Source organism: Tenacibaculum soleae (assembly GCF_001693415.1).
GTDB classification, from domain to species: domain Bacteria; phylum Bacteroidota; class Bacteroidia; order Flavobacteriales; family Flavobacteriaceae; genus Polaribacter; species Polaribacter soleae.
Genome location: NZ_MAKX01000042.1, coordinates 1 through 19,583 on the forward strand (window position 1 = coordinate 1; position 19,583 = coordinate 19,583).

The following is a 19,583-nucleotide window of genomic DNA, read 5'->3' on the forward strand; positions in this document are numbered from 1 at the left end:
CAAATGACAAAGAGGGAAAAAAAGGCAAAATAGTTTACAAAAGAGAAGTTGGTGAAACTAAAGAATATGAAACGGAATGGGTTGAAACTAAATTGACCCAAAGAATTCTGGAATGGGATGGAAAAGAGATATTTCCAAAAATAGAAAACGAAGATGAATAATAACGTTTGCCAACAATGTATAACCGCAATTACGGCGGATTCGACTACGTCCGAATCCACTTGGAATTGCTAACGTCAGTGTCAAACCCAAAATTAACGCATATAAACCCGTAACTGACGGTTATACTAGACCGTTGGGCATAATTTGAGGAAAACAGTATACATATTAACAATTTTATTTCTATTTAACTGTAAAACTTATACCAAAGAGGAAATAACTATTAATTCTGAATCTTATGAATTAATAGTTCCTAAAAATCATCAAGAATTATTAATTCTATTTCCTGGTTTTGGAGAAAATAATGAAGGAGTTAAAAACGAATCAAATTTAATTAAAAGTGTTTTAGATGAAAACATTTCCGTCTTAATTATTAAAACAAACAGAAATTTATTCCTGAATAAATTAGAAAAAGAAAAAACCGCAAAACTTCTTTGGGAAATAATAAAAGAAAATAACATTCATGGAAACGAAATTTATATTGGTGGATTTTCTGCTGGTGGAAATCTCGCTTTACAATTGGGAAAATATCTGACTTTTTATAAAAATGGAGAATTTAATCCAAAAGGAATTTTTATTGTGGATTCTCCAGTAGATTTAATACAATTATATAAAAACTGTAAACAGAAAGTTGAAAAAAATAATTCTGTTCTAATAAATGAATCTAGTTTCCTGTTAAATTATCTAAATCAAAAAATAGGAAAGCCTAAAGAAAATTTAGAAGAATATAAAATATTTTCACCATATTTAGATTCTTTAAAATATATTGAAAATGTTAAATTTAATGAAACAGAATTGGTGTTTTATACAGAACCAGCGTTGGAATTTAATAGAACTATTTATAAAAGAGGTTTTGAGGAAACAAATAGTTTTCAATTAAAAAATTTACACAAAGAATTAAAAGAGAATGGTTTTAAAACATCATATATAGAAACCAAAAATAAAGGTTACCGAAAAAATGGAAAAAGAAATCCACATTCTTGGTCAATAATAAATGAAAGAGAAATTTTAGAATGGATAAAGAAAAAAACTATGCCCAACACCGTGTATAATTAATTGCGGCGGAATTTCCCTTTCGGAAATTCACGCGAATTAATTATCTTTCCGCATTGGCGGAAAGTGAATCGCAATTTTAATCGCAAACAAATCATGCACAAACACGTTATGTGTAAGCTGAGGAAAGATTCGAACTAAAAATAAAATGACTGAACAATCAATAATAAAACAGATTGGAAAACCTGCCGAAATCGATTTACGAAAACCGAAAGCGATTGGAAGTACAGGATTTTATCTAAAGTCATTTAAAACGAAAAATTCAGAAACTGAAACTCTGAAAATTGAATCGAAATGCAACTTTGAAAAACGAACTGGCGGAATTTTATTACGTGCGAACTATTCCAATAAATTAACTGCTATTCCTATTCCGAATGAAAACATTATTGGAATCTCACTCAAACGCGGAAAAGAAAGTATTAATCCATTTTTTTTATCACCAATGTGGATTTTATTAAAACTCGGAGTTTCTATATTAAAAGCTCGATATTTTAGATTTTGGCTTCACGAATATTCAATTGACCAAATGGAACTGAATATCGAAACGAATGAATATGAAATGGAATTCATTGCTAATGGATATTTATTTGAGCGACAATTAAGTTTCTTTGAGAATTTGAATTGCGGAAACAAATTAAAAACGGAAAGAAAAGCCAGCACATAACAACGTGTAAAATTAATTGCTAGTTTCGGCTCACTTGGGAAATTCCTTCGGAATTTCGCCGTTCGTGATTAATCTAGTAAATTAGTTGCTTGAAATACGCAACTAATCTTACACAACAACGTTAGCAACAAGCAAAAAAACACGTGAAAAACAAAAAAACCGTTCTGATTTTGAAAATTTTGTATATTTGAAAAAAGTTATAACAGATGGACATTCAATCAAGAAAAATAGAATTTATGCAAGAGTTCCTTAAAATTCAAAGTGAGGAAGTTATTTCTAAGCTTGAAAATATATTGAGAAAAGGGAAGAGCAATGCTGAAAATATTGATTTTAATCCAATGTCTATTGAGGAATTTAATTTGAGAATTGACAAATCAATGAACGATTCAGAAAACGGAAAACTAATTGAGGCTAGTGAATTAAAAGCCAAAATGGAACAATGGAGTTAAAAATATATTGGACTGAATTTTCCGAAAAAGAACTCGCTGAAATCTTCAAATATTATAATAGAAAAGTAAATTATCAAGTTGCTAAAAAAGTAGTTGACGGAATTTATAATGAAACTCTAAAATTAAAAACTCAACCAGAAATTGGGCAAATTGAAGAATTATTAAAAGGAAGAAAACAAAAATTTAGATATTTAGTTTTTAAGAATTATAAAATTATTTATTGGATAAACTCCGCCAAAAATTGGGTTGAAATAAATGATGTATTTGACACTCGACAAAATCCACCGAAAATTAAGCGAACGAAATAATGCCAGATTGCCAACAACGTGTATAGTTCATTACGGGGGATTTTCTTACAGAAAATCCTCGCACTTTCACTATCTTTGGTCTAAATTCGGAAAATTGCTGCGCTCTTTTCCGTAACGAAACCATACACAAGTACGTTGTGCGTAATTAAAAAAAATCTTCATATCAAGAATATTTTGAACTATAATTCTTATTTTTGATTATAAATATTAAATGTGATGAATATTCAAGCAGAAAAAATACAATTAGCTAAAATGCTTTTAGATACTCAAAATCCGAAAATAATTGAGTCTATTAAAAACATTTTTAAAAGGGAAAAAACAGTAGATTTTTGGACTGAATTATCGCTTGAACAAAGAGTTGAAATTGAAAAAGCATCAATAGAAATTGAAAACGGAGAAATGACCGATTATGATTCTTTTATGCAAAAACACAGATAAATGATTCGTAAAGTTGTTATTTCAAAAACGACTGAGAAAAAATTAGATTCCCTTTTCAGCTATTTAGTTGAAAAATGGTCTGTTGAAGTAAAAAATGAATTCATTGAAAAGTTAGATTATTCAATTGAACTTATCAGAAATCAACCTGAAATGTTTCCTGAATCTAAACAAGGAAAAAAATTAAGGAAATGTGTTGTAACAAAACAAACTACCTTATTTTATAGATTTACATCTAAACAAATTAATGTAGTTACAATTTTTGACACAAGACAAAGCCCGAAAAAATTAAAGCAAGAAATCTAAATAACAACGCACAACACGGTGTATAATTAATGGCTAGTTCTCGCCTACTTACAAAAATCCTCGCGGATTTTCTATTCGGTTTTTATTTACTAAATTAGATGTTTAAACCACGCAACAAAGCATACACAAACACGTTGGGTTTCATTAACAAAAAACAGCGTCCTGAAATAGGTTGACTAAAATTAAACATTTAATTATAGTCACTTATGAAAACACAAAAAGAACACTGGCAAAAAAAAAGCTACCAAAAAGTAACACTTGAACTCAAATTGTCTGTCGTTGACCAAATTCAAAACGGTCAAATTTCCACTAATTTCGCTTCTAAAAAATATGATGCTCCAAGAACAACAATTGGGTATTGGATCAAAAAATATAGTACTTTAGTCCAACAAAACACAGGTATGAGTAAATTAGATGAAATTAAAAAACTAAAGGAGCGTATTGAAGAACTAGAGTTTGTAAAAGACTTTCAGCAAGATGTTATTGCTGACATGGAAATCATTACGGGAGTAGATATGTCAAAAAAGTCATTACCCAAAACATTAGCAAAAGAGATACAACTAAAAAAGAAAAACCGTTTAAAAGAAAATGGTTCTATCAGTGTTTTGGGATTAGTAAACAAGCCTTCTACAAAAGAGAAAAAGTAAAACAAAGTAAAGCTATAAACGACACTAAAATAATTACGATGGTCAAAAAATATCGTAAAATAGTAAGCTCCAGAACTGGGGGTAAAAAACTCTATAAAGAACTTAAAAATCAATTAATTGAAATAGAAATTAAAATCGGTAGAGATAAGTTTTTTGATGTATTAAGACTGCATAATTTACTCGTCCTTAAACTCAAAAACTACATAACTACCACAAACTCTAATCATCTATTTAAAAAATATAAAAACCTCATTCAAAACAAAATACCTACTAGACCCGAACAACTTTGGGTAAGTGATATTACATACATTAAAACAGAAAAAGGACACAACTATTTAGCTATTGTAACTGACACATATTCTAAGAAAATTATGGGATATAAATTAGATGACCATATGAAGGTGTCACTCTGTAAAGATGCTTTAAAAAATAGAAAATATCCTTCCGAAAAGTTAATTCATCATTCTGATAGAGGGATGCAATACTGCTGTCCAGAATATACACAGTTTGCTGAAAAAAATGGAATAACAATGAGTATGACAGAGCAATATGACCCATATGAAAATGCTATTGCTGAGAGAATCAATAGAACTTTGAAATATGAATATGGCCTTAGAAACTGTCTTAAAAACACTATTATTGCTCAAAAATCAGCTAAACAAGCTGTATATATTTATAACAATTTAAGAACACATTTTAGCTTAGATTTAAGAAAACCATCCGAAGTACATTTAAATCCAAACATCAAATACAAATCCTATCGAAAAAATAATGTAAACTTGACTGAACTAACAATTTAAAAACAAACTTAGTTCAAATTATTTTTTGCCTTTTAAACGGCTAAAAAAATAGTTTGAACGCTATAAATTAGCCTAAAAAAAGGTCAACCTATATCAGTATAATACAATACCCTATATTGGGTATTGATTTGTTTAATCATTTAAACTAATTTTGAAAAAAAATCTATGGAAAAGTTAATTACATTTTTGTCAATTATATTACTAATTGGCTGTTCGAAAGATGATAGTTCTACACCAACGGAACAAGTTATTACAGAACAATTTATTAATGGGGGGGAGAAATTAAAACATCACAGTTGGTTACTATTACAAATGACAATTTAACCTATGAACAATACACTGGTTATATTGAAAACAGTGAAGTAACAATTTTAAAAACAAATGATTCTGAATATGTTTTTAAAGTTCCAAGTAATGTAGAATTGGGAGAACAAATTCTTAATATAACTAATTTACAAAATTTTAAAATAAAGTATTTAATTACTGAAACAATCATCAATAGTACTCCAGATGAAACCCTATCTACATATTTTTCTAGTATCAACGACTATTTAACAACTACACAAGGGACGGCTAACTACAACTACACTAATGCATTTATGACAAACTTAAATGATGTTTATGCAAATTCTTCAGAGGAAGATAAAATTTCAATGGCTAAATACTACAAAGCAAATAAAGCATTATTTGATGAAATTTTAACTACTGATTTTGCAAATAGAACGTCATCTAGTTTAACTGACTTAGGTCTTTTAACAAAATATGGTTTTGCTACACTTGCTTGTGGATTAACTACTGCAGCTGCAATTTTAGACCCCGAACCAACGACTAAATTAGTTTGTACTGGTATTGCAATAATTGCATGGAATAAAGCAGCAAATTACAAAACTCAATTTGCTGAGAGAAATCTCAAAGTATTAGGAGTTATCATCGATGGAGTTGTAGGAAATAATAATATAAGTGGTCGTTCAGAAAATCAAGCTATAGAATTTACTACAAATCAGGAAATAACCTTATCGCTTGAAACAAATAATAGAGCAATTATAAATTCTGATGAAAACGACAATAATGGAAATATATCGGAATATTTTTCAAAACACAATAAATTTAACACTATTATTGGAAAGCTAAACACTGTAATTCAGTTTTTAAACGATAATATTTTCTTTTCTAACATTAGCTTACTAAGCCAATATATTGTTAATAACACTAATCAAATTAGCAATATAACTGCTGACCAAGATTCTTTTAATAACTTAAATGTATCCCTCAGCAACAGCAACTTAATACTTAATAATATCTCATTTGAGAACGGAAACATTAAATTAACAGTCTCAATAATTGATGAATCTATTGTTACTGAATTTGTAGAAGCAGAACTTAACTTTTCATTTAATGATGAATTTAATAATATTTCAGGTAGCTTGCCAATTAAAGTTAATAAAACACCAAACCCTTTTATAGGTAACTGGCAAGCAATAAGTTTTAATGGCCAACCTTTTTCTGCGCCTTATAGTCAAAGTAACTATAATAGCCAGTGTGATGTATATCAAGCTTTTTATTATATTAATAATGGTACTGCAACGATTACCGAACAAAACATCAATATTTTAATTAATAGATACTTAAATTTTTATATAATTCCATCAGCTGACAATGATGGTAACTTAATTTGTAGTTCAATTACTTTAACTTCGGATAGTCCTGAGAGTAATTATTTAAACTACGAAGATTCATATATATATATGATGGAAATAATGTCATAGAAAACATAGATGGTATTCATAACAATACAAATGGAGATACTTTTAACATTAGTCCAAATAGGATTACTTTAATTAATGAAAATGAATTTACTATATCAATACCTGGGCATTTTGGGAGTGATGTTGTTGTCATTTTATTTTCAAGGCAGTAACCGTTAGAATATAAAACAAATAATTAAATTTATCAAAATTAACGTTTGCTAACAACGTATATAAAAAATAGCAGTTAAGAGCATAACTCAAGGTTTAGTTCTTTTCTGCTATCTTGTTTTTAAATTGAAAATTAGTACATATAAATCTGCTACTTTTCATATACAAGATCGTAGCTGTTTATCCTGATCCGTCCTGAAATAAGGCTACATAATCTTAAACATTATGTACAGAAATGACAAAGTAATTAGACGTTACAGTGAACCTTTTAAATTAAAAATTTTAGCCGAACTTACAATCGGAAAACATACAAAGAGCGAACTTTGTAAACTCTACTCTATTGCTCCTACAACAGTAAACGTGTGGATTAAAAAGTACAATCGAAAAGACTTAATGAACACCAGAGTAAAAGTGGAAACTAAAGATGAAATATCTAGAATTAAAGCACTTCAAAAAGAGATTGAAAAGCTTAAAAAACTACTCCTAAAAAAAGATCTCGATGCTATGAAGAATCCTATCTTGAAGTAGCTGCTGAGGATCTAGGTTATAAATCTATTGCTGAACTAAAAAAAAAGTTAAGTATAAAGCCTTAATTAAAGCTAAAGGAAAATCTAAGGGATTTGCTTATTTAAAGACTATAATCCATTGTTTTGGACTTAAACGTGATGCGTATTACAAATCTAGAGCTGATAAACGTTTAAAACTAGAACAACAGATTATTAACATCGTTAAAAAAAGACGCAAATCCCTTCCTAGAGAAGGTGTAAGAAAACTCGTGAAATCCTTAGATGTAGATTTTAATAAAGCTAATATTAAAGTTGGTAGAGATACTTTATTTAATGTGCTTAGAAAGCATCAAATGTTAACACTTAGAAGAAAAACAAGTGCTAGAACTACGAATTCTTATCATCGTTTTTATAAATATAACAACATTATAAAAGACCTGTAAGTTACTAGAAATAACCAAGTTTTGGGGTCTGATATCACATACATTAGAACAGTAAAACGGTTTTGCTATTTGGCTTTAATAACTGATATGCATTCTAGAAAAATAGTAGGTTACGATCTAAGTAATAGTTTGGAGTTAAAAGGATGTGTGAGAGCACTTAAAAAGGCTATTTATCAAACTAAAAACATTAAAAAACTTATTCATCATTCAGACAGAGCAATACAGTATTGTAGTAATGTATACACACAAATACTAAAAGAAAAAAGATAAGTATTAGTATGACCGAACAAAATCATTGTTATGAAAATGCGATAGCAGAGCGTGTAAATGGCATATTAAAAGATGAATTTTATCTCGACCAGACCTTTGATAACGTGGCGCACGCAAAAAGAGCTACAAAAAATGCAATTAATTTATACAACGAAGTAAGATTACACTTATCTTTAGACTATAAAACACCTAATATGGTATACAAATTATCAGCTTAAAATCAATTTTAACCTGTAGCCATATTTCAGGACTAGACACACCTCCACTTAAAAAATTGAACACCATTTGCTAAGTAACTTCTTGCGGAAAAGGATTTATGACACCATCTTCTGCAATACCGTGGTCTACTGCAAAAACAGCAATAGAAGGTTTGTTTAATTTTGGAGTTAATGTTTGTTGAATGACTCCTATTTTAAAGCAATTTCTTTTAGTTTCCCTAGTGCTCCTAAAGGTTTTGTTATTGGTTTTTATGTTCTAAATCGACTAAAATGGTTTCATCTGGAGCTTGAATATTAAATTTTCTCATTTTTTATTCTGTTATGGCGTCAGACTTTTTATAAATATCTTTTAACTGTTCAATAGTTTCTTTTGATGGATTTTCCCACATTCCTCTTTGAACGGCTTCTAACATGCGCTCAGACATATCTTTTAATGCCCAAGGATTGTGTTCTTCTATAAATTCTTTATTTTCATTATCAAACAAATAATTATCCGTTATTTGTTCATACATAAAATCTTCAATCAAATTAGTAGTAGCATCATAGGCAAATAAATAATCCATTGTTGCTGCCATTTCAAAAGCACCTTTATAACCGTGTTCACGCATACCTTGCATCCATTTAGGATTCACTACTCTAGATCGAAACACTTTTAACAATTCTTCTTTTAACGATTTTACCTTCGGATTTTCAGGGCGAGAATGATCTCCAAAATAAATTTCAGGTTGCGATCCTTTTATAGTGTTCACGGCAGCTGTCATTCCACCTTGAAATTGATAATAATCATCAGAATCTAAAATATCATGCTCTCTATTGTCTTGATTTTGCATTACCACTTCAATATTCGCTAATCGTTTTTTAAAGGTTTCATGAGCCGATTTTCCACTGTTGCTTTTACCAGCATATGCGTAACCACTCCAATTAATATAAGCCTGTGCTAAATCATCAGAAGTAGTCCAATTTTTACCATCAATTAAACCTTGTAAGCCAGCACCATAAGCACCAGGTTTAGAACCAAACACACGGTATAAAGCTCTTTCACTAGCTTGTTTATCATCTAAACCTTCTTCTTTCCATTGCTTTCTTTCTTCATCAAAACGCTTTTTTATAGGGTTTTGTTCAGCAGTTTCATCTAAAGAGGCCACTTTTTCTATAGCCGCATTAAATAGCGAAATTAAATCAGGAAAAGCATCTCTAAAAAAACCAGAGATACGCAACATAACATCTACTCTTGGTCTTTTAAGTTCTAATGTAGAAAGTATTTTAAAATCTTTAACTCTTCGGTTACTTCCTTGCCAAACAGGTTTTACACCAATTAACGCTAAGGCTTGCGCAATGTCATCACCACTAGTTCGCATAGTTGAGGTTCCCCAAACAGATAATCCAATAGAACTAGGGTATTCTCCGTTTTCTTGTAAATAGCGATCAATAATATTCTGCGCACTTTTTTGCCCTAGTTGATACGCTGTTTCCGAAGGAACAGTACGTATATCAACAGAATAAAAATTTCGTCCTGTAGGTAAAATATCTAATCGTCCTCTTGTTGGAGCGCCAGAACCACCAGCAGGAACATATTGACCGTTTAACCCTTTAATTAAATTACCTATTTCATTGCTTGTTTTTTGTAAAACAGGCATCGTATGTTGTTGTATGTATTTTATAATTTGTATTGTATCAGCACCAATTTTACTGACGTTATTACCAGCTAACAATTGACTAATGATATTTTTAGCTTTGTTTTCTAGTAATTCTACAGCTTGTCCGTAGGTTCTACAATGAATACCGAAAATCTCTTTATCTAAAGAATCAGAATAAACCACATTTATAGGGTCGAAATTAAGTTGTAAATCATCCGCTAAACATTGTGTAATTCCTTTTAAGTTTCCTTGAGGTAAACGATGTAAGGCAACAATTAAATCGACTAATTTTTCTTGTCTAGGCAATTTTCCTAAAATATGTAAACCACCTCTAATTTGAGATTCCTTTAGTTCACATAAATACCCATCAATTACTTCTAATAAGGCATCTATATCTTTTCCATCTTGATTTAAATCGGTTTTAAGATGGGTTTCATTTACAAGACTTTCAATTTTGGTTTTAATAAGCGTAGCACGTTTTCTATCAACTAAAGCAGACTCATAAAACTCATCTATTAAGAGTTCTAACTTTAATAAGTCACCATAATTCTCAGCGCGGGTCATTGGTGGAATTAAATGATCTAAAATAATTGCTTGATTTCTTCTTTTAGCCTGTGTTCCTTCTCCTGGATCATTAATAATAAACGGGTAAAAATGAGGAATTGCTCCTAAAATAGCGGCAGGAAAACACGTTTCTTTACTCAAGGCAACACTTTTCCCTGGTAACCATTCTAAATTTCCGTGTTTACCTATATGTACTAAAGCATCCGCCTTAAAACTGTATTGTAACCAAATGTAATATGCCAAATAAGCTGGAGGAGGAGGTAAATCTGGAGAATGATAACTTGCTTGTAAATCTAAGTTATACCCTCTACTTGGTTGAATACTAACAAATATGTTTTTAGATATAAACCCGGGAATTAAAAAAGCGCCTTCTTTATAATTAGGAGATTCATTTGGTTGGCCCCATTGTGCTTCTACAGTATTTCGAAGTGTTGGAGATAATTGATTGTAATACTTATAAAAAATACTTTCTTCTAAACGAATTGTTTTACGCTCATTTAAAGTATTTATAGTTGCTACATCATTGGTAATAGCATCGGTTAATTTATTTATAAGTTCGTTAGTTGTTGTGGGGTAATTAGCAGATAATTCGTAATTTTCATCAGCTAATTGCGCTAATATTTGCAAGGTACTTTGTGGCGTATCTAAACCAACACCATTTGCTAAACGGCTATTTTTATTAGGATAATTAGGTAAAACTAAAGCGATTTTCTTTTCTGAATTATTTTTATTCTGAAGATTTATCCAAGCTTTTGCCATTTTAGCAACAAATTGGCAGCCTTCAATATGTGGTGCATAAGAAACAACCTCAGAATCTGTTAACGTGTCTTTTTCTATAGATTCTTTAAATGAAATAACTTTTGAGATAATTTTACCATCTACTTCTGGTAGGGCAATATTCATGGCAATATCAGTCGGAGGCAAGCCGAAATTACCTTCTAACCAACTTTCATGATTACAACTTCCCATGATAGCTTGAATCACAGGAACATTAAATACATCAAATAAACTTTGTGTGGTGTCATGAAATCCTTGCACACTAAATCCCGTAGTGTTTATAATAACCTGAGGATATTTAAGATGATGTTGTTTTAGTAAGTCGAATATTTGTTGCTGAATATCATACTCACGATAGCCAGCTGCCATTAAAACAACAGCTGAAATGCCTTGTGTTTCTAATGCACTAATAAGGCTATGTATAGGTGCTAAATTATTAGATAGATAGTAGCTTCGGTACCCAAAAATAATGGCTTTTTTTTGGGTGCTTTTTGGTTTTAAAGTAGTATAAATTCCTTCTTTAGGGTGATATAAAAATAAATCGGGAATTGTTTTAATAGCATTCGGAGTTACTTTTGAATCACTAATTCGGTTGTTAATTAATTGCAACGCTGATTTACAATTTTCAATACCACCAGATTGAATGTATTTCCAAATTAGGTCTACATCTTTTAACGGAATGTTAGAAGATTGCATTAACTCTAAATCTGGTTTATTATCACCAGGTAAAAATACTAATTGAATGTTGTTTTCTTCACAGCAATCAGTAACGGCTTCACATAAATAATTATAATAGGCTTTACCACCCAAAAGTTTAAGAACAACAATTTTGGCAGATGAAATAACCTCATCAATATACGTATCTATAGTTAATTCTTGTTTGAAATAGCTAAGGTTAGCAAAACGAAAAGAGGGTGCATTTTCTACAGAATTATGTACTAATTTGTAGGCATTATTCATCATAAATAAATCAGAATCTGCCGAAGATAAAAAAACAATATCTCCAGGAGATTGATCGATGTAAAATACTCCTTCATCGTTAGGATTCCAGCCGCCCGGTATGGTAGAAATTAAATGCACGCTTTATATTTTTATGAAACCTAAATACTATTTATTGTTATAATAGAACAGCAAATTATTTATTAATGAGAATGTCCGTGACTGTGACTATGACTATGCGAATGAACATGAGTAATAACTTCATTTTTTTCAGTCAATTCTATATTTTTACCAATAACAACGATACTTGTTTTACGCTCTTCATTAGCTCCCCAAGGTCTTTCAAAATAATAATCGAAACGAGAACCTACACCTTGTAAAACCATACGCATAGGTTTGTTAGGAATGTTTACAAAACCTTTAATTCTATAAATTTCGTGTTTTTCTACCAATGCTTTTAAATCGGTAACTAAAGTTTTAATAGCTGCTGTTTCGGTATATTCTAACAAAATAGTTTTAATATCGTCATTATGGTGGTGGTGATTTCCTGACTTATGGTGCTCTTCGTGAATAGAATGACGATTATCTACATCATCTTCTGCAGAAGCTTCAATACCTAACAATAAACTATTATCTAACGTACCGTTTTCTACAGGTATAATTTTCGTATTTGGTCTTGCTTTAGCGGTTACTATTTTAGTTATTGCTGAAAACTTTTCATCGTCAACTAAATCTCTTTTACTAACTAAAACTAAATCAGCACAAGCTAATTGATCTAAAAATAATTCTTCAATTGGTGTTTCATGATCTAAAGAATCATCAGCTAAACGTTGTGCTTGCACGCGTTCTCTATCACAAATTTCTCCAGTAGCTATTCCAACAGCATCTACTACTGTAATCACTGAATCTATAGTTATATGGGGTTTTAAATCTGGCCAGTTAACAGCTTTTACTAAAGGTTTTGGCATTGATAAACCAGAAGTTTCAATAACAATATGGTCAATTTCTTCTTTACGCTCTAATAATTGTAGCATAGAAGGTAAAAACTCTTCTTGTACAGTACAGCAAATGCATCCGTTTGGTAATTGTACTAAATTACAATCATCATCACCACATTCTGACGAAGCAATTAATTGTCCATCTACATCAACCTCTCCAAACTCATTAACCAACACGGCAATACGCTTTCCATTAGCATTTCTTAACATGTTATGTACTAGGGTTGTTTTTCCTACACCTAAAAATCCGGTAACGATGGTAATTGGTATTTTCTTATTCATTTTTAAAAATATAAATTGTTACTATTGAATTGTGCTTTTATATGATTCTGAAATAAATTCAGGGGTTATTTTTTAACTGTTTTTTTCTTTCTCTTGTATAAGAAAAGATTCCATTTTTCTTCCGCTACACCATGTTTATCCATTTCAGCTCTAGCCATGGTAAAGAATAAGTCAGACATACGGTTTACGTAACTCATAATATAGTCATGTACACATTCAGGATCTTCTTGCATTAAAGTAACCAGTTGTCGTTCACCTCTTCTTACTTGCGTTCTACAAACATGGCAAAGTGCAGATATTTCATTTCCTCCAGGTAGTAAAAAATAGTCAGAAGGAGAACTGATACTGTCTTCCATTTCATCTAACCATTGTTCACAAAATTCGGCACCGTCTTTAGGCTCAGGATTTGGATTTACTTTTTTAGAATCTGATGGGCGTGCTAAATGCGACATCATATTCATCATATCTTTTTGAATACGATGTAAGTTAGGTTGCCACTCGTGGTCGTTACCTAATTTAGAACGCATTAATCCTATAGTTGAATTTACCTCATCTAAAGTTCCGATACATTCAATTCGTGCTGAGTTTTTAAATTCTCTTTTACCTCCAAAAACTCCAGTACTACCTTTGTCTCCTTTTCTTGTGTAAATTTTCATACGTTATTATTTAGTTCGTTAATTAATTGTAATAGTATTTCAGGTGTACCAAAATAGTGGTGGATATAAGAACCTATTACCTTATTTTTTTTATGAATTTTAGTGTCAGTTTCACCATCTCTGGCATTTAAAACTGTTGCATTTATAGTAGTTTCATTATCGTTTTGTAAACTAGAATAGTGAAACTCATGTCCTTTAAAGATGTGATTATTTGTTTTGGTTGTTCTATAGCCTAAGTGCAATTTTTTATCAGCTATGGTCGATTCAAAATCAAAATAATTAACCATTTTAAAAGCGGTGTTGTTTTCAGATATAATTGATTTTCCTAAATACATCATTCCGCCACACTCCGCATAAATTTGACCATTATTCTCAGCGAATGTTTTGATGTTTTCTAACATTGAGGTGTTAGCAGAAAGTTCTTTTAAGTGAGCTTCAGGGTATCCTCCTGGAAGAAATATAAAATCACATTTCGGAATTTCAGTATCATGAATAGGACTAAAGAAAATAACTTTTCCCAGTTGTTTCATCGCATTTATATTGTGAGGATATATAAAATTGAAAGCTTCATCTTTAGCGATAGCAAATGTTATATTTTTAGTCGTTGTTTTATGTATTGAAGGAGGAGGAGTGTTTACTTCTTTCGAAATTTTTAAAATAGCATTCCAGTCTAGTGTTTTTTCTAATTCGTCAGCAATTAGATCAATAATACTATCAAATTTCTCAATTTCTTGAATATTTAATCCAAGATGTCTTGAAGGAATTTCAATGTTTTTTAAATTTGATAAATACCCAAAACATTGTACACCAATATCCTCGCAAGCTTCTTGTAACATGGTATAATGTCTTTTAGAACCTACACGATTAAAAACAACTCCCATTATTTTTATAGTTGCATCAAAATTCACAAATCCCTGTATAAGTGGCGCAACAGAGTAGGCAACTGCTTTGGCATCAATTACTAGTAAAACGGGAGTTTGTAGTTTTTTAGCCATTTCAGCTGTACTACCTTTGTCTTTTTTAGCACCATCAAATAAGCCCATAACACCTTCAATACAATTAATGTCACCTTTTTCTCCGTAATGAGATAGGTTCGTATCAATATCTTGTTGAGACATCATATATAAATCTAGATTCACACCAACTTTGTTGCAGGCTAATTCATGAAACTTTGGGTCTATATAATCTGGTCCAACTTTAAAAGGTTGAATTGTTTTGTTTTTACGTTTGAATAAACGCAATAATCCCAAGGTAATGGTTGTTTTTCCTGCGTTACTATTGGGTGCTGATATGATAAACTGTTTTGTCAAGTATCTTAGGTTTATATATTTTCAGTAATTAAAACTTCATAGTTCGCATTAATGCGATTGGCTAATTCTTTGGCCTCACCAATTTTTACCATTCCTTTTTCTGCATCAATAATTTGAGCATCATGTATACCTTTGCAATAGGTTTGAAAAGCCAATACAGTATCTTCTAAATTATCACCAGCGTTTAGTTTTCCATCAGTTATTATATGTAAGTAATGTTTAAAATCAATAGCAGCAGTAATTCGTTTTATATGTTTAAAACCTGCTTTTAAATTTGTTTTTCCACCAGTTTTTAAATCCATTAAAGCAATTTCAATGTCTTTTAAAATTTTTGTTTGGTTTAAAAGAAGTTGCGCTTCACCATCAAACAAAGAAATCATTGAAAATTCTGTATTTTGGTTTTTAGAGTTTTCAGCTATTTTATTTACAGTTCCTTTGGCATAAGCAATAATTTTATCTTTTAACATTGAACCGCTAGAGTCAATTAAAAAAATATGATGTTGCTTTAATAGGTTATTTTTTCGTTTCGTTTTTAATTCAAATTTATCAGTTGCTAAATATTGGCTTACCGTTTTTTTTGTATCATTAACTGAAACATTACCATCTATACTATTAACAGTATTTGTAGCTTGTTGTATGGTATTTGTAGCGGTTTCTTTTTGTTTTTGAAACTCGTTTTTAGGAATAAGAATAGCTGCGTTTTCTTCTTTAGATGAACTTGTCTCAGCATTGTTTTTTGGTGATTGGTTATTTTGATTATCAGAAGAATCCTGCTGATTAGGAGGCGTGTGTAAACTTCTATGATTTAATACAAAATCGGCAATTATAGCTACATCTTTTTTAGTAATTGTTGCTGTATTTTTATATGCGACATACGCTCTTGCTGTTTTTAATAATAAAATATCTGCGCGTAAACCTTCCACTTGATGTTTTACGGCTAATTCGCTACAATATTCAATAATAGCATCGGTTATTTGTATAGCTTTTAAGTTCTTTTTAGCAGCTTCAATCTGTTTAGAAATATTTTCATCTTCACTTTTATAATTCACTATAAATTCAATAGGGTTATCATCAAATTTAAAACGTTGCTTAATTATTTGCTGGCGAATTGCAACGTCAGTAGGTGTTTTTATAGTAACACTTAAGCCAAAACGATCTTTTAACTGAGGACGTAAATTCCCTTCTTCTGGGTTCATAGAACCTACTAAACAAAAGCGACTTTTAAAATAATGTGAAACACCTTCTCTTTCTAAATAGTAACTACCAGAAGCAGCTGCATCTAATAAAATATCGGTGAGGTAATCTTGTAGTAAATTAATTTCATCTACATATAAAATACCTTCGTTTGCTTGTGCCATTAAACCAAGGTTAACAATCTCCTTTTTAGTATTTATTAATTGTTCTAAATCAATACTACCTAACAGTCTGTCTTCAGAAACACCAATAGGTAAATTTACGAAAGATGAATTTTGTTGGGTACTCATTAGGTTTGCTACCGATCTAATTAAAGTAGTCTTTCCAGTACCTTTATCACCAATAGCAAGCACACCACCAATAAGTGGATCAACCAAATTTAAAATAAGTGCTAACTTAAAATCATCTTGCCCAACAATAGCTGAAAAAGGAAAATTGAGTTGTTTTTTATCTTGTATCATAATTGAGGAATACTATTATATAACCAAACAATTCCAATAATAACAGAAGCTATTCCTGCAATACCATTCATCCATTTAAAAATAGCTAAGTTTCGTTCTAAAAATCGACTCATTACATAAATTAAAACATAACTATAAACACCCATTGCCACAATAATCCCTAAAGATTCTACAGCTAAAATTAAAATAGCATCAGCTACCGTGGTACTGCTTAAAACTAAAGCAGATGTTAAGGCGCCTCCTGTACCAGCTAAACCGTGTAACATACCAATCCAAAATGATTTATTCATCGGGTTTACGGCTATTTCTTCACCTTTGGTTCCGTGTAGATGTATTGGGTTTGAAAGGTCGTGTTCATGAGCTTCAATCTTTTTATGGTCATTTACCATTTCATTAATAGCATGATTTCTTTTAATAGCTACAACTCCTAACCAAATCATAATTGGGCCTACAGCTAGTTCTGCATAAAAAGAAATATCATGTATAAATAAAGTAGCCATGCTTTTAAATAACAATGCTACACCACCAAAAAGCAATAGTGTTACTGAATGACCAAAAGCCCATTGAGATGCTTTAAAAACAGTTTTAAAACTAACTTTTTGTTTATTGATCGCATTCTCGGTAGCTAATACTGAAACAGCTGTAACATGATCGGGTTCAAAAGAATGTAAAATACCAGCCATTAAAGGCCTGATTAAAGAAGTTAAAGTCATTTTTTTATAAATTGAATAAGGGTTTCGTTTTTATGAATAAGGTAAATATCTAGTACTACCTGTTTAATTTTTGAATGTGTATGTTCATAACAATGTTTTAATAACAATTGAAAAAAGGGGGAGTTTTGTTCAAACTCAAACAATTCAATCAATCGTCCAGCCATGTTTAATTCTCTTATTTTATCAGCATCATAAAAGCCAACTTGACGAGCTAATTCTACAACAAAGTCTTTGTTCCAACTAGATACACAACTATGCGTATCTGTAACTCCTCCTGCTAGTTTTACAGCTTTTCCTAGCATAATACCAATGCTAACTTTTTTAATGGGAGATTTATTTATTTTAGTGAGTGTATCACCAATCCAGTTTCCATAATGGATAAAAGCATATTCGGGCAAATGACTAAATTTATTTGATAAATATTTTTCACTTCTAGCACCCGAATTAATTACCAATTCGGTAATATTATTAGCAACAGCAACATCAATACCTTGCTCTATACTTGCTATATATGATGATGATGAATAAGGTTTTACAATACCGCTTGTACCTAAAATAGACAAACCATTCATGATACCTACACGTTCATTAAGTGTACGTTTTGCTAACTTTTTGCCATCCGTAACATATACTGTTACAGATACACCACATTCTAAATCATAATCATGCAATAATTTTTGAATGGCACTGGTTATCATTTTTCTAGGAACAGGATTAATAGCAGGCTCTCCAATAGCGAGCTCTAAGCCTTTAAGCGTAACAGTACCAACACCTTCTCCTGCGATAAACTGAATTTCTTTTTCTTGTGTAAGTTTTAAAATACATCCAATTTCTGCTCCGTTTGTTACATCAGGATCATCACCTGCATCTTTAATTACTGAAGATTTAGCGGTGTTTTCTGTAAATTCACAATGATGTACAGGAATTTCCAATACTTTATCAATAGGGAGGTGCACACTTACTGAAGCTATCTTTTTTTGATGGATAATCGCCATCAATCCTGATTTTGCAGCAGCTGTGGCAGACGTACCAGTTGTAAATCCGTCTCTTAAAGGGCCTTTAGGTACTTTTCTTAATCCCATTTAGTTGCGTTATTAGTTAGCGATAATGAACGCTGCGTACTAGTAAGTAAGTTTTCTAACTCAACTACATTAAATACTGGTTTAAAGTAAGGAGGAATTTCTGGTTGTGTGATGATGATGATTTGTGTGTCCGTTTTTAATGCCGCTTCTATTTTTGTACTTAAAAAACCACTGTTTCCTGTTTCTTTAGTTAAAACAATATTTATTGATTTCGCTTTAATTAACTCAATCTCTTTTTTTAAATCAGCAGAAGGCAATCCTAAAATTAATTGTTCTTCAGGGAAATTACTCTCTCTTGCAATAGCTAAAGATTCAGGTCTGTTTAGTATTCTAAAGTAGGTCGTGTTTTTTTGCCACCAATGTTTTAGTCTCTTAATAGACTGTACACCTGTTAATGCTAATAGTATATGATTTTCTTTAAATAAATTAGAAGCATCATCATAAGTATTTACATAAAATACTAACGGATGAATTGTTTTTGATAATAATTTTCTACCAAATCGTATTACAGGTATTTGCAAACTTTCAGCCACCCTTGCGATAGTATTATGCAATATTTCGGCAAAGGGATGAGAGGCATTAACAATCAGTTTTACATTGTTTTTTATCAGATAATTTTCTAATTGTTTTTCATTTAAAGCACCATGCCTGTAACTAGCAATTTTGTTTTCTTCAAAAGGAATATTTGTTTTTGTTGAATACACAAAAAGCATCGATTTTTCTTGTAGCAATTTTGCTACTTTTCTACCTTCTGTTGTTCCTCCAAATACAAGTATCATTGTTTTTCTTATTTGTT

21 protein-coding genes and 1 pseudogene are annotated in these 19,583 nt (G+C 30.8%); 13 read left to right on the forward strand and 9 right to left on the reverse strand.

Features of this window, described 5'->3' with window-relative positions; translation table 11 throughout:
• Nucleotides 1-306 precede the first annotated feature (306 nt).
• The 13 genes and pseudogenes from BA195_RS13740 (at nucleotide 307) to BA195_RS14285 (ending at nucleotide 8,174) form a co-directional block, all read left to right on the forward strand.
• Complete coding sequence (locus BA195_RS13740; RefSeq protein ID WP_068706433.1) at nucleotides 307-1,215, forward strand: alpha/beta hydrolase; 909 nt, start codon at nucleotides 307-309, stop codon at nucleotides 1,213-1,215.
• A gap of 145 nt (nucleotides 1,216-1,360) precedes the next feature.
• Complete coding sequence (locus BA195_RS13745) at nucleotides 1,361-1,876, forward strand: hypothetical protein (protein ID WP_068706435.1); 516 nt, start codon at nucleotides 1,361-1,363, stop codon at nucleotides 1,874-1,876.
• A 206-nt stretch (nucleotides 1,877-2,082) separates the two neighbouring features.
• Nucleotides 2,083-2,325: a hypothetical protein gene (locus BA195_RS13750; RefSeq protein ID WP_068706437.1), complete on the forward strand. Its 243-nt coding sequence runs from the start codon at nucleotides 2,083-2,085 to the stop codon at nucleotides 2,323-2,325.
• The gene (locus BA195_RS13755; protein ID WP_068706439.1) at nucleotides 2,316-2,633 is read left to right on the forward strand and encodes a type II toxin-antitoxin system RelE/ParE family toxin; all 318 of its coding nucleotides are present in this window, start codon (nucleotides 2,316-2,318) and stop codon (nucleotides 2,631-2,633) included. The genes BA195_RS13750 and BA195_RS13755 overlap by 10 nt, the downstream gene beginning before the upstream one ends.
• 216 nt (nucleotides 2,634-2,849) lie before the next feature.
• Nucleotides 2,850-3,071, forward strand: coding sequence for a hypothetical protein (locus tag BA195_RS13760; RefSeq protein ID WP_068706440.1), 222 nt, complete (start codon nucleotides 2,850-2,852; stop codon nucleotides 3,069-3,071).
• A complete protein-coding gene (locus tag BA195_RS13765; RefSeq protein ID WP_068706441.1) occupies nucleotides 3,072-3,374 on the forward strand; it encodes a type II toxin-antitoxin system RelE/ParE family toxin in 303 nt (100 codons plus the stop codon). It begins immediately after the preceding gene.
• A 206-nt stretch (nucleotides 3,375-3,580) separates the two neighbouring features.
• Entirely contained in the window at nucleotides 3,581-4,021 is a 441-nt protein-coding gene (locus tag BA195_RS13770) for a helix-turn-helix domain-containing protein (protein WP_068706444.1), read from the forward strand.
• Nucleotides 3,985-4,821 (forward strand): IS3 family transposase, encoded by an 837-nt coding sequence (locus BA195_RS13775; RefSeq protein ID WP_068706446.1) that lies wholly within the window; start codon nucleotides 3,985-3,987, stop codon nucleotides 4,819-4,821. The genes BA195_RS13770 and BA195_RS13775 overlap by 37 nt, the downstream gene beginning before the upstream one ends.
• 296 nt (nucleotides 4,822-5,117) lie before the next feature.
• Nucleotides 5,118-6,587, forward strand: coding sequence for a hypothetical protein (locus tag BA195_RS13780; protein WP_068706448.1), 1,470 nt, complete (start codon nucleotides 5,118-5,120; stop codon nucleotides 6,585-6,587).
• A gap of 375 nt (nucleotides 6,588-6,962) precedes the next feature.
• Complete coding sequence (locus BA195_RS13785) at nucleotides 6,963-7,265, forward strand: transposase (protein ID WP_245662365.1); 303 nt, start codon at nucleotides 6,963-6,965, stop codon at nucleotides 7,263-7,265.
• Between the two features lie 247 nt (nucleotides 7,266-7,512).
• Nucleotides 7,513-7,686: a hypothetical protein gene (locus tag BA195_RS14495; RefSeq protein ID WP_176715006.1), complete on the forward strand. Its 174-nt coding sequence runs from the start codon at nucleotides 7,513-7,515 to the stop codon at nucleotides 7,684-7,686.
• Between the two features lie 15 nt (nucleotides 7,687-7,701).
• A pseudogene (locus BA195_RS14280) lies at nucleotides 7,702-7,956 on the forward strand (DDE-type integrase/transposase/recombinase); the annotation flags it as partial.
• 8 nt (nucleotides 7,957-7,964) lie between these two features.
• The gene (locus BA195_RS14285; RefSeq protein WP_068706452.1) at nucleotides 7,965-8,174 is read left to right on the forward strand and encodes an integrase core domain-containing protein; all 210 of its coding nucleotides are present in this window, start codon (nucleotides 7,965-7,967) and stop codon (nucleotides 8,172-8,174) included.
• 70 nt (nucleotides 8,175-8,244) lie between these two features.
• Here BA195_RS14285 and BA195_RS14615 read toward each other — a convergent pair whose 3' ends face one another.
• The 9 genes from BA195_RS14615 to BA195_RS13835 all read right to left on the reverse strand — a co-directional run bounded on the left by BA195_RS14615 (nucleotide 8,245) and on the right by BA195_RS13835 (nucleotide 19,566).
• The gene (locus tag BA195_RS14615) at nucleotides 8,245-8,427 is read right to left on the reverse strand and encodes a nicotinate-nucleotide--dimethylbenzimidazole phosphoribosyltransferase (RefSeq protein WP_338116853.1); all 183 of its coding nucleotides are present in this window, start codon (nucleotides 8,425-8,427) and stop codon (nucleotides 8,245-8,247) included.
• Between the two features lie 58 nt (nucleotides 8,428-8,485).
• Nucleotides 8,486-12,232 (reverse strand): cobaltochelatase subunit CobN, encoded by a 3,747-nt coding sequence (gene cobN, locus BA195_RS13800; protein ID WP_068706454.1) that lies wholly within the window; start codon nucleotides 12,230-12,232, stop codon nucleotides 8,486-8,488.
• Nucleotides 12,233-12,294: 62 nt separating this feature from the next.
• Nucleotides 12,295-13,371, reverse strand: coding sequence for a cobalamin biosynthesis protein CobW (cobW, locus tag BA195_RS13805; protein ID WP_068706456.1), 1,077 nt, complete (start codon nucleotides 13,369-13,371; stop codon nucleotides 12,295-12,297).
• Nucleotides 13,372-13,436: 65 nt separating this feature from the next.
• Nucleotides 13,437-14,027, reverse strand: coding sequence for a cob(I)yrinic acid a,c-diamide adenosyltransferase (locus BA195_RS13810; RefSeq protein WP_068706457.1), 591 nt, complete (start codon nucleotides 14,025-14,027; stop codon nucleotides 13,437-13,439).
• A complete protein-coding gene (locus BA195_RS13815; protein WP_068706459.1) occupies nucleotides 14,024-15,337 on the reverse strand; it encodes a cobyrinic acid a,c-diamide synthase CobB in 1,314 nt (437 codons plus the stop codon). Before BA195_RS13815 ends, BA195_RS13810 begins: the two co-directional genes overlap by 4 nt.
• Before the next feature lie 11 nt (nucleotides 15,338-15,348).
• Entirely contained in the window at nucleotides 15,349-16,992 is a 1,644-nt protein-coding gene (locus tag BA195_RS13820; RefSeq protein WP_068706461.1) for an AAA family ATPase, read from the reverse strand.
• A complete protein-coding gene (locus tag BA195_RS13825; RefSeq protein WP_068706463.1) occupies nucleotides 16,989-17,705 on the reverse strand; it encodes a hypothetical protein in 717 nt (238 codons plus the stop codon). Before BA195_RS13825 ends, BA195_RS13820 begins: the two co-directional genes overlap by 4 nt.
• Nucleotides 17,702-18,787 (reverse strand): cobalt-precorrin-5B (C(1))-methyltransferase CbiD, encoded by a 1,086-nt coding sequence (gene cbiD / locus BA195_RS13830; protein WP_068706465.1) that lies wholly within the window; start codon nucleotides 18,785-18,787, stop codon nucleotides 17,702-17,704. The genes BA195_RS13825 and cbiD overlap by 4 nt, the downstream gene beginning before the upstream one ends.
• Nucleotides 18,778-19,566, reverse strand: coding sequence for a precorrin-6A/cobalt-precorrin-6A reductase (locus BA195_RS13835; RefSeq protein ID WP_068706467.1), 789 nt, complete (start codon nucleotides 19,564-19,566; stop codon nucleotides 18,778-18,780). Before BA195_RS13835 ends, cbiD begins: the two co-directional genes overlap by 10 nt.
• Between the last annotated feature and the right edge of the window lie 17 nt (nucleotides 19,567-19,583).